We start from the raw sequence: 13,249 nt of genomic DNA, 5'->3' as shown, positions 1-13,249 counted from the left end.
GCGGGCCATGGCAGGGGTCACGCCCCGGGTGGTCTTCGTGATCCGCGACACCGATTACGAACTGCTGCTGATCCGGCACGCGACCCGCGGCCAGGTCCGGTTCTTCCTGGAGAGCCGCGGGCAGTCGATCGCGGAGATCGAGGAGCGCCACGCGCGCGTCCACGCGGTCCTCGCGCAGGCCCGCGCTTGCGTGCCGACGGAGTGGCGCCAGGCGCTGGTGCGCCGCCCCGACCTCGATCGCTTCCTGTTCGCCCCCGAGGACGTCGTGGTCGCGGTGGGCCAGGACGGGCTCGTGGCCAACGTCGCGAAGTATCTCGACGGGCAGCCGGTGGTCGGCGTCAATCCGGCGCCCGACCTCTACGACGGCATCCTGGCGCGCGCCCCTGTGGGGCGGCTGGCGGCGCTGCTTCCGGCCAGCGTCGCCGGAGCCGCGCGGATCGAGCGCCGCACCATGGTGCAGGCGGTGCTCGACGGCGGCGAGCGGCTGCTGGCGTTGAACGAGATCTTCGTCGGCCACCGCAGCCACCAATCCGCGCGCTACCGGATCGAGGATCGCGGCCGGGCGGAGGACCAGTCGTCGAGCGGCCTGATCGTGGCGTCCGGGACCGGCCTGACCGGCTGGGCCCGGTCGATCAGCGACGCGACCCACATCGCCCTCGCTGTCGGCGTCGAGGAGGCGGCGGTCGGCTACTGGGTGCGCGAGCCGTTTCCGAGCGTCGCCACCGCGACGGGCCTGCGCGCGGGCAAGCTCGCCGACGCGGCCCTGGCCGTGACCTCCCGGATGAACGAGGGCGGCGTCGTGTTCGCCGACGGGATCGAGCAGGATTTCCTCGCCTTCGACTGGGGGCGGCGCGTGGACATCGCCCCCGCCGCCCGGACCCTCAACCTCGTCGTCGGTGAGACCGCGGGCCGCGTTCGGGGCGGGCGGCGTCACCGGCCAGCGCACGCGGCCCTCGTCGAGACGCCGGCAACCGGGCGGGGCAACGCGTCGGCGCGCGCCGCTGTCGCGTCATGCGGCGACGGGCCTGACCACCACGTCCTCGGCGTCAACAAGGGTCGCCATGACGCCGGACTGGATCCGCGCGAAGACCGTCTCGCGGTCGCCGGTGCCTTGCATCAGCAGGGCGCACGAGAGGGCGATGACGTGCGGGGTGCGGTCAGGCCCTTCGGCGAGGAACGCGCGGATCGCCTCGACCAGGGAGTCGTTCGGATCCTCCTCCGGCAGCGTGCTCAGGACATGCGCGCAATCCTGCCGCAGCGACGCCAGCGCGGTGTCCACGACCGAAACCCAGTGCCGGGCCTGGTCATGGATGAGCCAGCGCACCGACCCTTCAGCGACCGGGGCCAGTCCCGCGAGATAGCGTCGAGCGGCTGCGTCATCGAACATGGCGTTGGCTTTAGCGCCCGCCCTTCGAAACGCCAACGCGTCGGATGACCGGTTCGGACCGCCGCCCTGTTGCCGGCGCGGGACCCGGCCGGCATGGTGTCGGCCCCGGAACAGGCGAAGCGAGCATTCGAGCCATGGGTCTGCTGGATGGATTGCTGGGACACGGCGCCGAAGTCGACGCCGCCTCACTCGAGCGAAGGCTCGCGGGCATCCTGATCGACGGCGAGACGGCGCGCCTGGCGTTCAAGATCATCCGGGACGTGTTCGTGTTCACGGAACGCCGGATCATCCTGATCGACGTGCAGGGCGTCACCGGCAGCAAGGTCGAATTCACCTCGATTCCCTACCGGGCGGTGGTCCGCTTCTCGGTGGAGACCGCCGGCACCTTCGATCTCGATGCCGAGCTCAAGATCTGGGTCTCGGGCACGCCGCAGCCGATCGAGCGCACCCTCAAGAAGGGCGCCGACGTGCGCGGCATCCAGCGCGCCCTGGCCGAGGGCGTGCTGCGCTAGAGCGGTGCCCGAGCGCCGGACGCCGGCTCATCGGGGCGCCGCGCCGCTCCGCGACCCGACCGGGGCCATCGCCTCGAACACGCCGTCCCGGCGCACCAGCGCGTGGAACAGCGCCGCCGCCACATGGGTCAGCACCAGGGCGAAGAACGCGAAGGCGAGATAGGAATGCGCGTTCCACAGCAGCGTATGGAGCGCGGCGTTCTGCGGTAGGATCGCGGGCAGGCGTAGGCCGCCGTAGAGCACGACCGGGTAGGCCCCGGCCGACAGCATCGCCCAGCCCAGAAGCGGCATGGCGAACATCAGCGCGTAGAGCCCGTAATGGGACAGGTGCGCGGCGAGCTTCATCGGCGCCGGCAGGTCGGCCGGCAGGGGCGGGCTCCCGCTTCGCGCCCGCACCGCCAGCCGGATCAGGGCGAGGACGAAGATCGCCACGCCCAGCGTCTTATGGGTCGCCAGCAACGGCACGTATGTGGGCATGATCGTCGAGACCATGCCGACCCCGATGAAGAACATCGCGATGATGCACGCCGCCATCGACCAGTGCAGCAGCCGCTGGCCGCCCGTGAAGCGCGTCCTGTCTGTCGTCATCGCCGCGCCTCCGCCGTGCGCCCAGGATAATCCTTCTCCTCCGCGGTGCGGAGGTCGTAGGATCGCGCGTAGGCCGCCGAGCGCGCCGCCGGGAACGGGTCGTCGGAGACCCGGATGCCATCCGGCAGGATCGTCGGATCGAAGTTGATGTCGCGGCAGGGGCCGTCCGCCTCGGGTTCGATGCGCCGAACCACCAGGGTGCCCGCCTCCACGCTGCGCCGTCCCTCCGGCCAGGCCCGGCTCGGATCGGCGGTCGGGTCGCCGGGCTCGGCGACGGTGAGGACCAGGGTCCAGCGTTGCGGCGCGGCCGCGACCCGGTCCGCGATCTCCTGCTCCAGGTAGGCGGGGCCGCGCTTGTCCAGATCCTCGGGCGTGATCCGCACCGCCTGCGCTTCGGGACGGAACGACCAGCGCACGGCCCGCTCGGCGCCGGACGCGTCGGTCACCAGGAAGGCGTTGAGGCTGTTGTAGGGCTCCTGCGCGTAGCTCTCGGTCCAGTCGGGGCTCTTGGCCCAGGCGCCGAACGGGGCGAACCCCGGATGCGCGGCGACGAAGGCCGCCATCGCGTTCGGCTCCTTGCTCGCCGGGACCCGCAGCAGGGCGTAGAACGCCTCCGGGGTGGAAACCGGGAAGACCGGCGCGTTGATCATGGCGGTGCGCCACACCGCGCCGTCGTCCGACGTGATCTGCAGCCCGAGGCCCCGCACCCGGACGGTGGCATCCGGCGCGCCCGGATTGGGGGTGCCGAGGTTGAACCGCCCCAGCGCCGGATGGTGCCCGGCCTCAAAGATGCGTGCCCGCGAGAGCGCGCTGCCCTGGCCGTTGGCCTCGAACGTTCCGGTGAAGCAGATGCCCTTGGCGTGGTTGCGGCGATACCCGGGAACCGGGCCGGTCGGCGGCGCGAGCGCGTCGACGAGCTTCGTGGACGTCAGGCGGTCGGGCGAGAGCCAGCCCGCCGTGTAGGCGAGCGCCCCGGTCGCGCCGACGCAGACGGCCGCGATGACCGCGAGCGAGGTCAGGGTCGAGCGCGGCCCCGATGATGGAAGCGGCATGCGAGGGTCTCCCTTGGACGTCGCGCGGCGCCGGCCGCCGACGGCCCCGGCGCGGCGACGAACGATCCCGGACGCCGGCGGAGACCGGCTCCGCCCGCGTTCGAGGACTCACAAGCTGCCAGAAATTTTGAATGCAGGAAAGCAAAGCTTCGGAGCAGCGACGAATACGGGCGGCGTTCGTGGAAAGACGGGTTTCTGCCCGGGCCGTACTGCTCCACGCCGGTACCGCTCACGCGGCCCGGGGCACCAGGCGCCGGGCGCGCACGGTGCCGTCGATGCTCCGGAGCGCCTGGAGAACCGCATCCGCCTCCGTCCGCTCCACCGACGCATCCACGACCACGTAGCCGAAATCGCCATCGGTCTGCAGATACTGCGCGTCGATGTTGAGCGCGCGGCCCGAGAAGACCGTATTGATCTTGCCCAGGACGCCGGGCACGTTCCGGTGCACGTGGAGGAAGCGTGCGCCGGACAGGCGCGGTGGCAATTGCACCTGCGGGAAGTTGACGGCGCCCAGCGTCGAGCCGGTCTGGGCATACTCCACCAGCTTGCGGGCGACCTCCGCGCCGATGCGGTCCTGCGCTTCTTCCGTCGATCCGCCGATATGCGGGGTCAGGATCACGTTCGCGAGGCCCTGGAGCGGCGAGACGAAGCGCTCCGCGTTGGAGGTCGGCTCGACCGGGAAGACGTCGATCGCCGCGCCGCCGAGACGGCCCTCCCGCAGCGCCCCGGCCAGGGCCTCCAGGTCCACCACCGTCCCGCGGCTGTTGTTGATCAGGTAGGCGCCGGGCTTCATGGCGCGGATCCGTGCCGCGTTCATGAGCCCGTGCGTCGCCGGGGTCTCGGGAACGTGCAGGCTGACCACGTCGCTCAGGGCGAGCAGGGTCTCCAGGCTGTCCACCGGCTCGGTGTTGCCGTGGCGCAGCTTGTCGGTCAGGTCGTGGAAGATGACGCGCATGCCCATCGCCTCGGCGAGATTGGACAGCTGCGAGCCGATATTGCCGTAGCCGACGATCCCCAGTGTCTTGCCGCGGACCTCGAAGGCGCCCGTCGCGGATTTGTCCCATCCGCCCGCATGCGCGGAGGCCGAGCGCGGCAGGATGCTCCGCAGCAGCATCACGATCTCGCCGATCGTGAGTTCGGCGACGCTGCGCGTGTTCGAAAACGGCGCGTTGAAGACGGGCACGCCCCGCGCCCGGGCGCTCTCGAGATCGACCTGATTGGTCCCGACGCTGAAGCACCCGATGACGGTCAGGTCGGGCAGCGCGTCGAGCAGCTCCGCCGTGACCGTGGTCCGCGAGCGGATCCCGAGCACGTTGGTGTCGGCGAGGCGCGCCGCCTCGGCGAGGCCGAAGGCGTGGGACAGCGGTTGGACCGCGCCGAATCCCGCCTGCGCGAAGATCGCGTGGGCCGTGGCGGCGATGTTCTCGCTCAGGACGATGCGTTCCGTAGGCAAAACCGGCACCTCTGCGGAAGGGATGTTGCAGAGTATCACGATCTGCGCGGCGCTGTTCGTCGTCAATCGTCTTCGATCGGCGAACAGGACAAGACGGAAGAATCGTCGTGGTGTTGTGCAATACGATGGGAAGAATGTATCGTTCGCGGCTGGCGTCCTGCTTCATTGCGATCTTGAGGGATCGGTGCTTCCGATTCGCCCTTCGCTGAGTCCGGCGGGCGTCGAGATCGCGCGTCCGGCCCGAAGGATCCGCGGCGCCTGCGTCGGTCATGCGCTCCGTCCGCCCGGCGGTTGACCCGTATCCGGTGCGAAAACCGCGTCGCGCACGTCGGGATGTGCTTCTACCGTTCGCCCTCTCTCGAAAGGAATGCTACTATAAAAGCCGATACCGGGGTGGAACGGGACGGTTCTTCATGGCAGCGACGCGTCGCATCGGCCTCGTCCTCTGTCCCGATTTCGACTTCATGGGTCTGGCCGTCACCTCGCCGTTCGAGATGGCGAATTGGTATGCGGGCGAGAAGCTCTACGACGTCCGCCTGCATTCCGAGTTGGGCGGCCGGCTCCGGGCCGGACTGGGCGCCGACGTCGCCACCGAGCCGCTGGCCGAGCCGGACGCCTTCGACACGATCCTGGTCGCGGCCGGCGTCGGCATCCCGACGACTGCGCCGGGGCTCGCCGCCTATATCCGCGCCGCCGCGCAGGGGACACGCAGGCTCGCCGGCCTGTGCCTGGGGGCCTTCACCCTGGCCGATGCAGGGATACTCGACGGGCGGCGCGCGACCACGCACTGGTATTTCGCGCCCCATTTCCGCGCGCGCTACCCCGCCTGCAAGCTCGACGTCGACAAGATCTACATCGCCGACGACAACATCTGGACCTCGGCCGGCATGTCGGCGGCCATCGACCTCGCGGTCGGCATGGTCGAGCGCGACCACGGCCGGGACCTCGCCACCTCGGTCGCCCGGGGGCTGGTGATGGAGCGGCGCCGGTCCGGCGGCCAGGCGCAGCGCTCGGCCCTGCTCGATGTCGATCCCCCCACCGATCGGATCCAGAGGGTGCTGGACTACGCCCGGCGCAACCCGGGCAAGCCGCTGACGGCCGAGGACCTGGCGGCGGTGGCTTGCCTGAGCCCGCGCCAGCTGACGCGCCTGTTCCGCGCCGAGACCGGGACCTCCCCGGCCAAGGCCGTCGAGACGATCCGGGTCGATGCGGCCAAGCTGATGCTGGAGGAGAGCCGGCTGCCGCTGGAGGCCATCGCCCAGGCGGTCGGGTTCGCCAACCGGGAGCGGATGCGCCGGTCGTTCCTCCGGGTCTACGGCGAGGTCCCCCGGCGAATCCGCCAGGCTGCCGGGCCGCTCGCCGTGATGTGACGCGGACCATGTCCGCGGGCGGTGCCGGCGGGCTGCGGCCGTGGGCGATGTCCGAAAACGTGGCCTTTATGGCGTAGGCCGCGGGCAGGGCCACGCTTAAGCATGGTGCAGGCCCTGCTGATATTCGGACGGACACGATCATGGTGAACCTGTCGATCAATGGTCGCCAGCATGCAGTCGATGCCGAGCCCGACACGCCATTACTGTTCGTCCTGCGTGATACGCTGGGCCTGACCGGCACCAAGTACGGGTGCGGTATCGGCCAATGCGGCGCCTGCACGGTGCTGCTGGACGGCCAGGCGACGCGCTCCTGCCAGATCCCGATCGAGAGCGTCGGCACGCAGCCCGTCGCCACGATCGAGGCGGTGGAGCAGGACGCGGTCGGCCAAAAGGTCGTGGCGGCCTGGGTGGCGCTTCAGGTGCCCCAATGCGGCTATTGCCAGTCGGGTCAGGTCATGGCCGCGACCGCCCTGCTCAAGCAGACGCCGCGCCCCACCGACGCCGACATCGCCGACGCGATGACCAACCTGTGCCGCTGCGGAACCTACAACGCCATCGCCGCCGCCGTGCGGCAGGCCTCGGCCTGAGGAGAGCGGCATGGAACAGTTTCTCGCTCCGGCCCCGGCGGACGCCGTGACCGTGGTCGAACCGATGCCGCGCGAGGCATCGCGGCGCGGCTTCCTGACGGCCGCCGGCAGCGCGCTGGTGCTCAGCGTGGCGCTCCCCGGCCGCAGCGCCCGCGCCCAGGCGCAAGGGCCCGCGGAGGGAGCGGGCGCGATCGCGCCCAAGCCCGGCACCCGGGTCGCCGCCTTCCTGGAGATCCACCCGGACGGCACCGTCAAGCTGCTCAGCCCCTTCGTCGAGGGCGGTCAGGGCATCGCCACCGGCATCGCGCAGATCGTCGGCGAGGAGCTCGACGTGCCGCCTGCGCGGTTCGTCGTGGAATGCTCGCCGCCCGGTCCCGACTATGCCGTGGTGAACGGGCTGCGCATGACCGGCGGCAGCTTCTCGACCCGCTCCAGCTACGCGGTGATGCGCCGGCTCGGCGCGACCGCCCGCGACATGCTGATCCGCGCCGCCGCGGCCCGGCTCAAGGTCCCGGAGGCCGAACTCACCACCCGCGACGGGGTCGTGCTGCACGCGGCGACCAACCGGTCGCTGCCCTACGGTGACCTGGCGGCCGACGCCCTGCTGCTGAAGCCGAACGAGGCCGTGCAGCTGCGTGACCCGGCGACCTTCCGGTATATCCGCCAGCCGGTCCCGCGGCTCGACGTGCACGACAAGGCGACCGGGCGGGCGGTCTACGCGATCGACCAGAAACTCGACGGCATGCTGTACGCGGCCGTGCAGCACGCCCCGCATCTCGGCACCGAGCCGGAGGCGCTCACCAACGAGGCGGACATCCGGGCGATGCCGGGCGTCCATTCGGTGCATCGCCTGCCGGGCGCCGTCGCGGTCGCGGCCGACAGCTGGTGGCGGGCCCGCAAGGCGGTCGAGGCGCTCACCGTGCGCTGGTCGGCGCCCAAGCCCGGCGGGCTCGACACGGTCGCGGCCGACTTCTCGTCCGACGGGATGGTGGCGGCGCTCAAGGCTTCCACCGATCCGGGCCTCGCGGCCGAGGCGGTGGGCGACACCGCCGACGCCTTCGCCAAGGCGGCCAAGGTCATCGAGGCGGAGTACGAGGCACCCTATCTCGCCCATGCCCAGCTCGAGCCGCCCTCGGCGCTCGCGCGCTTTGCCGAGGATGGGACGCTCGACCTCTGGCTGCCCAACCAGATGCCGGAGCTGTTCCAGGCGATCTCCGCCCAGGCCGCGGGCCTGCAGCCGGCGCAGGTGCGGATCCATTCGCCGATGCTCGGCGGCTTCTTCGGCCGCCACTTCGCCTACGGGCCCGGCAACCCGTTCCCGCAGGCGATCCGCCTCGCGCAGGCGACCAAGCGTCCGGTGAAGGTGCTGTGGTCGCGCGAGGAGGAGTTCCGCTCCGACGCCCTGCGCCCGCTCAGCTACAGCCGCTTCCGGGCCGCCCTCGACGCAGAGGGCCGGCCGAGCGCCATCGCGGTCCGCACCGTCGGCGAGGGGCCGATCGGGCGCTATTTCGGGGCGCTGTTCAAGAACCCGATCGATTCCTCCGCCGTGGAGGGGATCGTCGAGAAGCCCTACGCCATCCCGAACCGGCGGATGACCTTCACCAAGCTCGCCCACCCGGTGACCATCGCGTTCTGGCGCTCCGTCGGCCACTCGATGAACGACGCGTTCTACGAGAGCTTCCTCGACGAGATCGCGCAAGGGGGCGGGCAGGACCCGTTCGCGCTGCGCCAGGCGCTCCTGAAGGACAGCCCGCGCCACCTGGCGCTGCTCGCGGCGGTGGCCGAGATGTCCGGCGGCTGGCGGCGCGGGCCCCTACGCGGCCGAGGGCGGCACGCGCGCCCGCGGCCTCGCCATGGCCTCGCCGTTCGGGTCGGAGACGGCCACGATCGCCGAGGTGTCGGTCGAGGGCGGCGAGGCGCGGGTCCACACCCTGTGGATCGCGTTCGATCCCGGCAGCGTGGTCAACCCGGCGATCGTGCGGGCCCAGGTCGAGTCGGCCGCGGCCCTGGGCCTCTCGTCGGTGCTGTTCGAGCAGATCGTCTACCGCGACGGCGTACGCCAGTCGCAGAATTACGACACCTACCCGATCCTGCGCCGGGAGCACATGCCGGCGGTCCACGTGCGCATCGTCGAGAGCGGCGCGCCCATGGGCGGCGTCGGCGAGCCGGGGCTTCCGGGGGTGCCGCCCGCCGTGCTGAACGCGGTCGCGGCCCTCACCGGGCAGCGCATCCGCGCCCTCCCGATCGCCAACACCAGGCTCACCACGGCCTGACGAGTTTTGGGGACGCGTCCGGTAGGCCGGCGACGGGGGCCGGGCTCGCCGGGGCCATCTTGGAGGCAGCCGATGCTGGATATGGTCGCGCCGGGCGTGCGGATCGCGGATCCGCCCGAGACCGCCCTGACCGCGCAACAAGGCCCCCGACACGCCGCCGGCCGCCCCGGCGGGCTGGCGGCAGCTCGCGGCGCTGCCGGTCGGCCTGTTCGCCGCGGTGATGGGCCTGACCGGCCTCAGCGTCGCCTGGAGCCTGGCCCAGGCCCGCTATGCCGCGCCGGCCTGGATCGCGGATGCCCTGGGATTGGCCGCGCTCGCCGCCTTCGTGGCGATCGCGGCGGGCTACGCCGTGAAGGCTGCCATCGCCCCGCAGGCGGTGCGCGCCGAGTTTCTCCATCCGATCGCCGGAAACCTGTTCGGGACGCCGCTGATCAGCCTGCTGCTGCTGCCGATCCCGCTGGCGCGAGCGAACCTGCTCGTCGCGCAGGTCCTGTGGGTTCTGGGCGCCGTGGGCATGACCCTGTTCGCGTGGCTGATCGTGACCCGCTGGCTGAGCGAGCGCCAGCAGGCGGCGCACGCGACGCCGGCCTGGATCGTCCCGGTGGTGGGCCTCCTCGACGTGCCGCTTGCCCTGCCGGGACTGGGCCTTCCGCCGATGCACGCGGTCATGATGTTCGGGCTCGCGGTCGGCCTGTTCTTCGCGGTGCCGCTGTTCACGCTGATCCTGTCGCGCCTGCTGTTCGAGGCGCCGCTTCCGGTGGCGCTGCAGCCGGCGCTGCTGATCCTGATCGCCCCGTTCGCGGTCGGGTTCTCGACCTACGTGGCGACCACCGGGACGATCGACCTGTTCGCGGAGGCGCTCTACACCGTCGCGCTGTTCCTGCTGGCGGTGCTGCTGCCCAAGCTCGCCCGCCTCGTCCAGGCCTGCCCGTTCCGGGTCGCCTGGTGGGCGGTGAGCTTCCCGCTCGCCGCCGCCGCGGTGGCGTCCCTGCGTGTCGCGACCGCGATGCCGGGCGCGCTCGCCGACGGCACCGCCCTGGCGCTCCTGGCCCTGGCGACGCTGGTGGTCCTGTGGCTCCTCGGTCGGACCCTGGTCGGCCTCGCCCGCGGCGAGCTGCGCACCCTGTCCCAGTGATCCGATCGTGGCGGGGATCCGAGCGAGGACCGGATCCGCAACGCCGTGAGGAACGGCGCCGTCCCGAAGATCGTCGGCCACCGTTCAGGACGATGGACGGGCACAGGCGCCGCGCGGTAAGAGTCGAGCGCTTCTGAAAGCCGTCTTCAAGCGCGTTGCCGGCCCGTGATGCAGTCTTCGCGCACTCGAAGATCCGTCAAAACGGAGGCCGCCCATGAAAGCCGCCACGCATCCTGAACATCCCCCCGAGACCATCGACCGGAGCCGCCGCCGGCTCCTCGGCGCCACGGCCGCGGCCCTGGCATTCGCGGAGTTCGGCCGCATCGGCGTCGCGCGGGCCGAGACCGGAGCCCCCGCGGACGGTTCCATCCCTCGCCCCGTCCCTCGCCCGGTTCCTCGCCCCATGCCCGGCACGCTGAAGCAGGTCGAGGCCGGAATGCTCGATGTCGGCTATGCCGAGGCCGGCCCCGCCGACGGTCCGGCGGTCATCCTGCTGCACGGCTGGCCCTACGACATCCACGCCTTCGCGGAGGTCGTCCCGATCCTCGCCGCAGCGGGCCATCGGGTGATCGTTCCGCATCTGCGCGGCTACGGGACGACCCGCTTCCTGGCCACGGACGCGGTCCGCAACGGCGAGCAGGCGGCGCTGGCGGTGGACGTCATCGCCCTCATGGACGCCCTCGGCATCCCCCGCGCCGTGCTCGGCGGCTTCGACTGGGGCGCCCGGACGGCCTGCATCGTCGCGGCGCTCTGGCCGGACCGGTGCCGCGCCCTCGTCTCGGTGAGCGGCTACCTGATCGGCAGCCAGGAGGCCGGCAAGGCGCCGCTGCCGCCGAGGGCCGAGCTGTCCTGGTGGTACCAGTTCTACTTCGCCACCAGCCGGGGCCGGGCCGGCTACGAGGCGTATCGCGACGCCTTCGCCCGGCTGATCTGGCAGAGCGCCTCGCCGCGCTGGGCGTTCGACGACGCGACCTTCGCCCGCAGCGCCCAGTCCTTCGACAACCCCGACCATGTCGGCATCGTCGTCCACAATTACCGCTGGCAGCTCGGGCTCGCCGAGGGCGAGCGGCGCTACGAGGCCCTGGAGGACCGGCTGGCCCGGGCGCCGGAGATCGCCGTGCCGACGATCACGCTCGAGGGCGACGCCAACGGCGCCCCGCATCCGGAGCCTGCGACCTATGCCGGGAAATTCACCGGCCGCTACGCGCACCGGCCGATCACCGGCGGGATCGGCCACAACCTGCCCCAGGAGGCGCCGCACGCCTTCGCGCAGGCCGTCATCGATGCGGCCTCGGCCTGAGGTCCCCCGCGTCCGGATCGGCCTGAGACGGCACAGGAGCCTGCGATGCGTGCCATCACCGTTGCTGCGTCCAGCTTGCTGGCGGCCGCCCTGCTGGGCGCCGCCGCCCTCCGTGCCGGGACCGCGCCCGAAGCGTCGCCGCTCTACGGCGTGACCGTTCCGGACGGTTTTCGCGACTGGCCGCTCATCGGGGTCGCGCAGGAGACCGGCGCCCTCGACGAGCTGCGCGCGGTGGTGGGCAACGCCCCGGCGCTGCAGGCCTACCGGTCGGGCACGCTGCCCTTCCCGGACGGGACGATCCTGGTGAAGCGCGCCTGGAAACGCACCCCCTCCGGGAAATTCGAGCCGGCCTTCGTCCCCGGGGCGGCGACCACGGTCCAGGTCATGGTCAAGGATTCGAAGCGCTACCCGGAAACCGGCGGCTGGGGGTTCGGCCGCTTCATCGACGGCAAGCCCACGGACGCGGCCCAGCACGAGACCTGCTTCGCCTGCCATCAGGCCAACGTCCGGGACCACGACTACGTGTTCACCCGGCTCGCGCCCTGAGGAACCGCGGGCACGGCGACTTCGACGCGGACCCGCTGGGAGCTACGCCACCACGAAGCCGTGCGCGAACGGATCGCGGTCGTCGATGAAGATGGTGTTGATGCCGGTCTGGCGCGCCCAGCCCGCCACCGAGGGCACGATCGCGGGCTTGCCGGCCACCGTGGTCGCGGCCTCGACCCGGCCGCGGAACAGCGAGCCGATGATCGATTCGTGCACGAAATCGTCGCCCACCCCGAGGCGCCCCTTGGCGGCGAGCTGCGCCATCCGGGCCGAGGTGCCGGTGCCGCAGGGCGAGCGATCGATCGCCTTGTCGCCGTAGAACACGGCGTTGCGGGCCTGGGCCTCGGGGTGGCGCGGCGCGCCGGTCCACAGGATGTGTGACAGGCCCCGGATCTCCGGATGCTCCGGATGGACGAAGTCGTACGTGGCGTTGAGCGCCGCGCGCAGCTTCGGCGACCGGGCGATGAGGTCCCCGGCGGTGTGATCGGCCATGTCCCGGAAGTTTTTTTGGGGCTCGACGATCGCATAGAAGTTGCCCCCGTAGGCGACGTCCACCACGATCTCGCCGACCCCATCGAGATGCGCGGTCAGCCCTTCGGCGTGCAGGAAGCCCGGCACGTTGCGCAGCCGCACCTCCTCCACGAAACGGCCCTCCTGCCGGTAGGTGATGTCCACCTTGCCGGCCGGCGCGTCGATCGAGAGCCGCCCCGGCGCGCGCGGCGTGACCAGGCCGTTCTCGATCGCCATGGTGACCGTGCCGATGGTGCCGTGGCCGCACATCGGCAGGCAGCCGCTGGTCTCGATGAACAGCACCGCGACGTCGCAATCGGGCCGCGTCGGCGGATACAGGATCGCGCCCGACATCATGTCGTGGCCGCGCGGCTCGAACATCAGCCCGGTGCGGATCCAGTCGTAGGTGCGCAGGAAATGGGCGCGCTTCTCCAGCATGGTGCCGCCTTCGAGGATCGGGCCCCCGCCCGAGACGAGGCGGACCGGGTTGCCGCAGGTATGGCCGTCGAGGCACGAGAAGGTGTGGTTGGCCATAG

At 71.6% G+C, this 13,249-nt stretch carries 10 protein-coding genes and 2 pseudogenes; 8 read left to right on the top strand and 4 right to left on the bottom strand.

Features of this window, described 5'->3' with window-relative positions:
• Positions 1-7: 7 nt before the first annotated feature.
• Positions 8-898, top strand: a pseudogene (locus tag FVA80_RS20215) (hypothetical protein); the annotation flags it as partial.
• Positions 899-1,521: 623 nt separating this feature from the next.
• Complete coding sequence (locus FVA80_RS20205) at positions 1,522-1,899, top strand: PH domain-containing protein (RefSeq protein WP_147857259.1); 378 nt, start codon at positions 1,522-1,524, stop codon at positions 1,897-1,899.
• A gap of 27 nt (positions 1,900-1,926) precedes the next feature.
• Here the strand turns inward: FVA80_RS20205 and FVA80_RS20200 are convergent, their stop codons facing one another.
• The 3 genes from FVA80_RS20200 to serA form a co-directional block, all read right to left on the bottom strand.
• Positions 1,927-2,487, bottom strand: coding sequence for a cytochrome b (locus FVA80_RS20200; RefSeq protein WP_147908072.1), 561 nt, complete (start codon positions 2,485-2,487; stop codon positions 1,927-1,929).
• Entirely contained in the window at positions 2,484-3,539 is a 1,056-nt protein-coding gene (locus FVA80_RS20195) for a catalase family peroxidase (RefSeq protein ID WP_147908073.1), read from the bottom strand. Before FVA80_RS20195 ends, FVA80_RS20200 begins: the two co-directional genes overlap by 4 nt.
• Positions 3,540-3,768: 229 nt before the next feature.
• Complete coding sequence (gene serA / locus FVA80_RS20190; protein WP_147908074.1) at positions 3,769-4,992, bottom strand: phosphoglycerate dehydrogenase; 1,224 nt, start codon at positions 4,990-4,992, stop codon at positions 3,769-3,771.
• Positions 4,993-5,405: 413 nt separating this feature from the next.
• Between serA and FVA80_RS20185 the strand changes: the two genes are divergently transcribed.
• The 6 genes and pseudogenes from FVA80_RS20185 to FVA80_RS20160 all read left to right on the top strand — a co-directional run bounded on the left by FVA80_RS20185 (position 5,406) and on the right by FVA80_RS20160 (position 12,203).
• A complete protein-coding gene (locus FVA80_RS20185; protein ID WP_147908075.1) occupies positions 5,406-6,362 on the top strand; it encodes a GlxA family transcriptional regulator in 957 nt (318 codons plus the stop codon).
• 140 nt (positions 6,363-6,502) lie between these two features.
• Complete coding sequence (locus FVA80_RS20180) at positions 6,503-6,949, top strand: (2Fe-2S)-binding protein (protein WP_147908076.1); 447 nt, start codon at positions 6,503-6,505, stop codon at positions 6,947-6,949.
• A 10-nt stretch (positions 6,950-6,959) separates the two neighbouring features.
• A pseudogene (locus FVA80_RS20175) lies at positions 6,960-9,222 on the top strand (xanthine dehydrogenase family protein molybdopterin-binding subunit).
• Positions 9,223-9,442: 220 nt separating this feature from the next.
• Positions 9,443-10,357, top strand: a complete 915-nt coding sequence (locus FVA80_RS20170; RefSeq protein WP_147957924.1) for a C4-dicarboxylate ABC transporter — start codon at positions 9,443-9,445, stop codon at positions 10,355-10,357.
• A gap of 214 nt (positions 10,358-10,571) precedes the next feature.
• Positions 10,572-11,657: an alpha/beta hydrolase gene (locus FVA80_RS20165; protein WP_147908079.1), complete on the top strand. Its 1,086-nt coding sequence runs from the start codon at positions 10,572-10,574 to the stop codon at positions 11,655-11,657.
• Positions 11,658-11,702: 45 nt separating this feature from the next.
• Positions 11,703-12,203, top strand: a complete 501-nt coding sequence (locus FVA80_RS20160) for a cytochrome P460 family protein (protein ID WP_147908080.1) — start codon at positions 11,703-11,705, stop codon at positions 12,201-12,203.
• Positions 12,204-12,245: 42 nt separating this feature from the next.
• Here the strand turns inward: FVA80_RS20160 and FVA80_RS20155 are convergent, their stop codons facing one another.
• Entirely contained in the window at positions 12,246-13,247 is a 1,002-nt protein-coding gene (locus tag FVA80_RS20155; RefSeq protein WP_147908081.1) for a 4-hydroxyproline epimerase, read from the bottom strand.
• Positions 13,248-13,249: the final 2 nt, after the last annotated feature.

The organism is Methylobacterium sp. WL1, assembly GCF_008000895.1.
In the GTDB taxonomy this organism is placed as follows: Bacteria; Pseudomonadota; Alphaproteobacteria; order Rhizobiales; family Beijerinckiaceae; genus Methylobacterium.
This window is presented reverse-complemented; position numbering and strand designations above follow the sequence as displayed.

What these genes read in the sequence shown, in the direction of transcription:
- FVA80_RS20205 (WP_147857259.1), top strand. Translation starts at nt 1,522, where the DNA reads ATGGGTCTGCTGGATGGATTGCTGGGACACGGCGCCGAAGTCGACGCC.
- FVA80_RS20200 (WP_147908072.1), bottom strand. Translation starts at nt 2,487, where the DNA reads ATGACGACAGACAGGACGCGCTTCACGGGCGGCCAGCGGCTGCTGCAC.
- FVA80_RS20195 (WP_147908073.1), bottom strand. Translation starts at nt 3,539, where the DNA reads ATGCCGCTTCCATCATCGGGGCCGCGCTCGACCCTGACCTCGCTCGCG.
- FVA80_RS20185 (WP_147908075.1), top strand. Translation starts at nt 5,406, where the DNA reads ATGGCAGCGACGCGTCGCATCGGCCTCGTCCTCTGTCCCGATTTCGAC.
- FVA80_RS20180 (WP_147908076.1), top strand. Translation starts at nt 6,503, where the DNA reads ATGGTGAACCTGTCGATCAATGGTCGCCAGCATGCAGTCGATGCCGAG.
- FVA80_RS20170 (WP_147957924.1), top strand. Translation starts at nt 9,443, where the DNA reads ATGGGCCTGACCGGCCTCAGCGTCGCCTGGAGCCTGGCCCAGGCCCGC.
- FVA80_RS20165 (WP_147908079.1), top strand. Translation starts at nt 10,572, where the DNA reads ATGAAAGCCGCCACGCATCCTGAACATCCCCCCGAGACCATCGACCGG.
- FVA80_RS20160 (WP_147908080.1), top strand. Translation starts at nt 11,703, where the DNA reads ATGCGTGCCATCACCGTTGCTGCGTCCAGCTTGCTGGCGGCCGCCCTG.
- FVA80_RS20155 (WP_147908081.1), bottom strand. Translation starts at nt 13,247, where the DNA reads ATGGCCAACCACACCTTCTCGTGCCTCGACGGCCATACCTGCGGCAAC.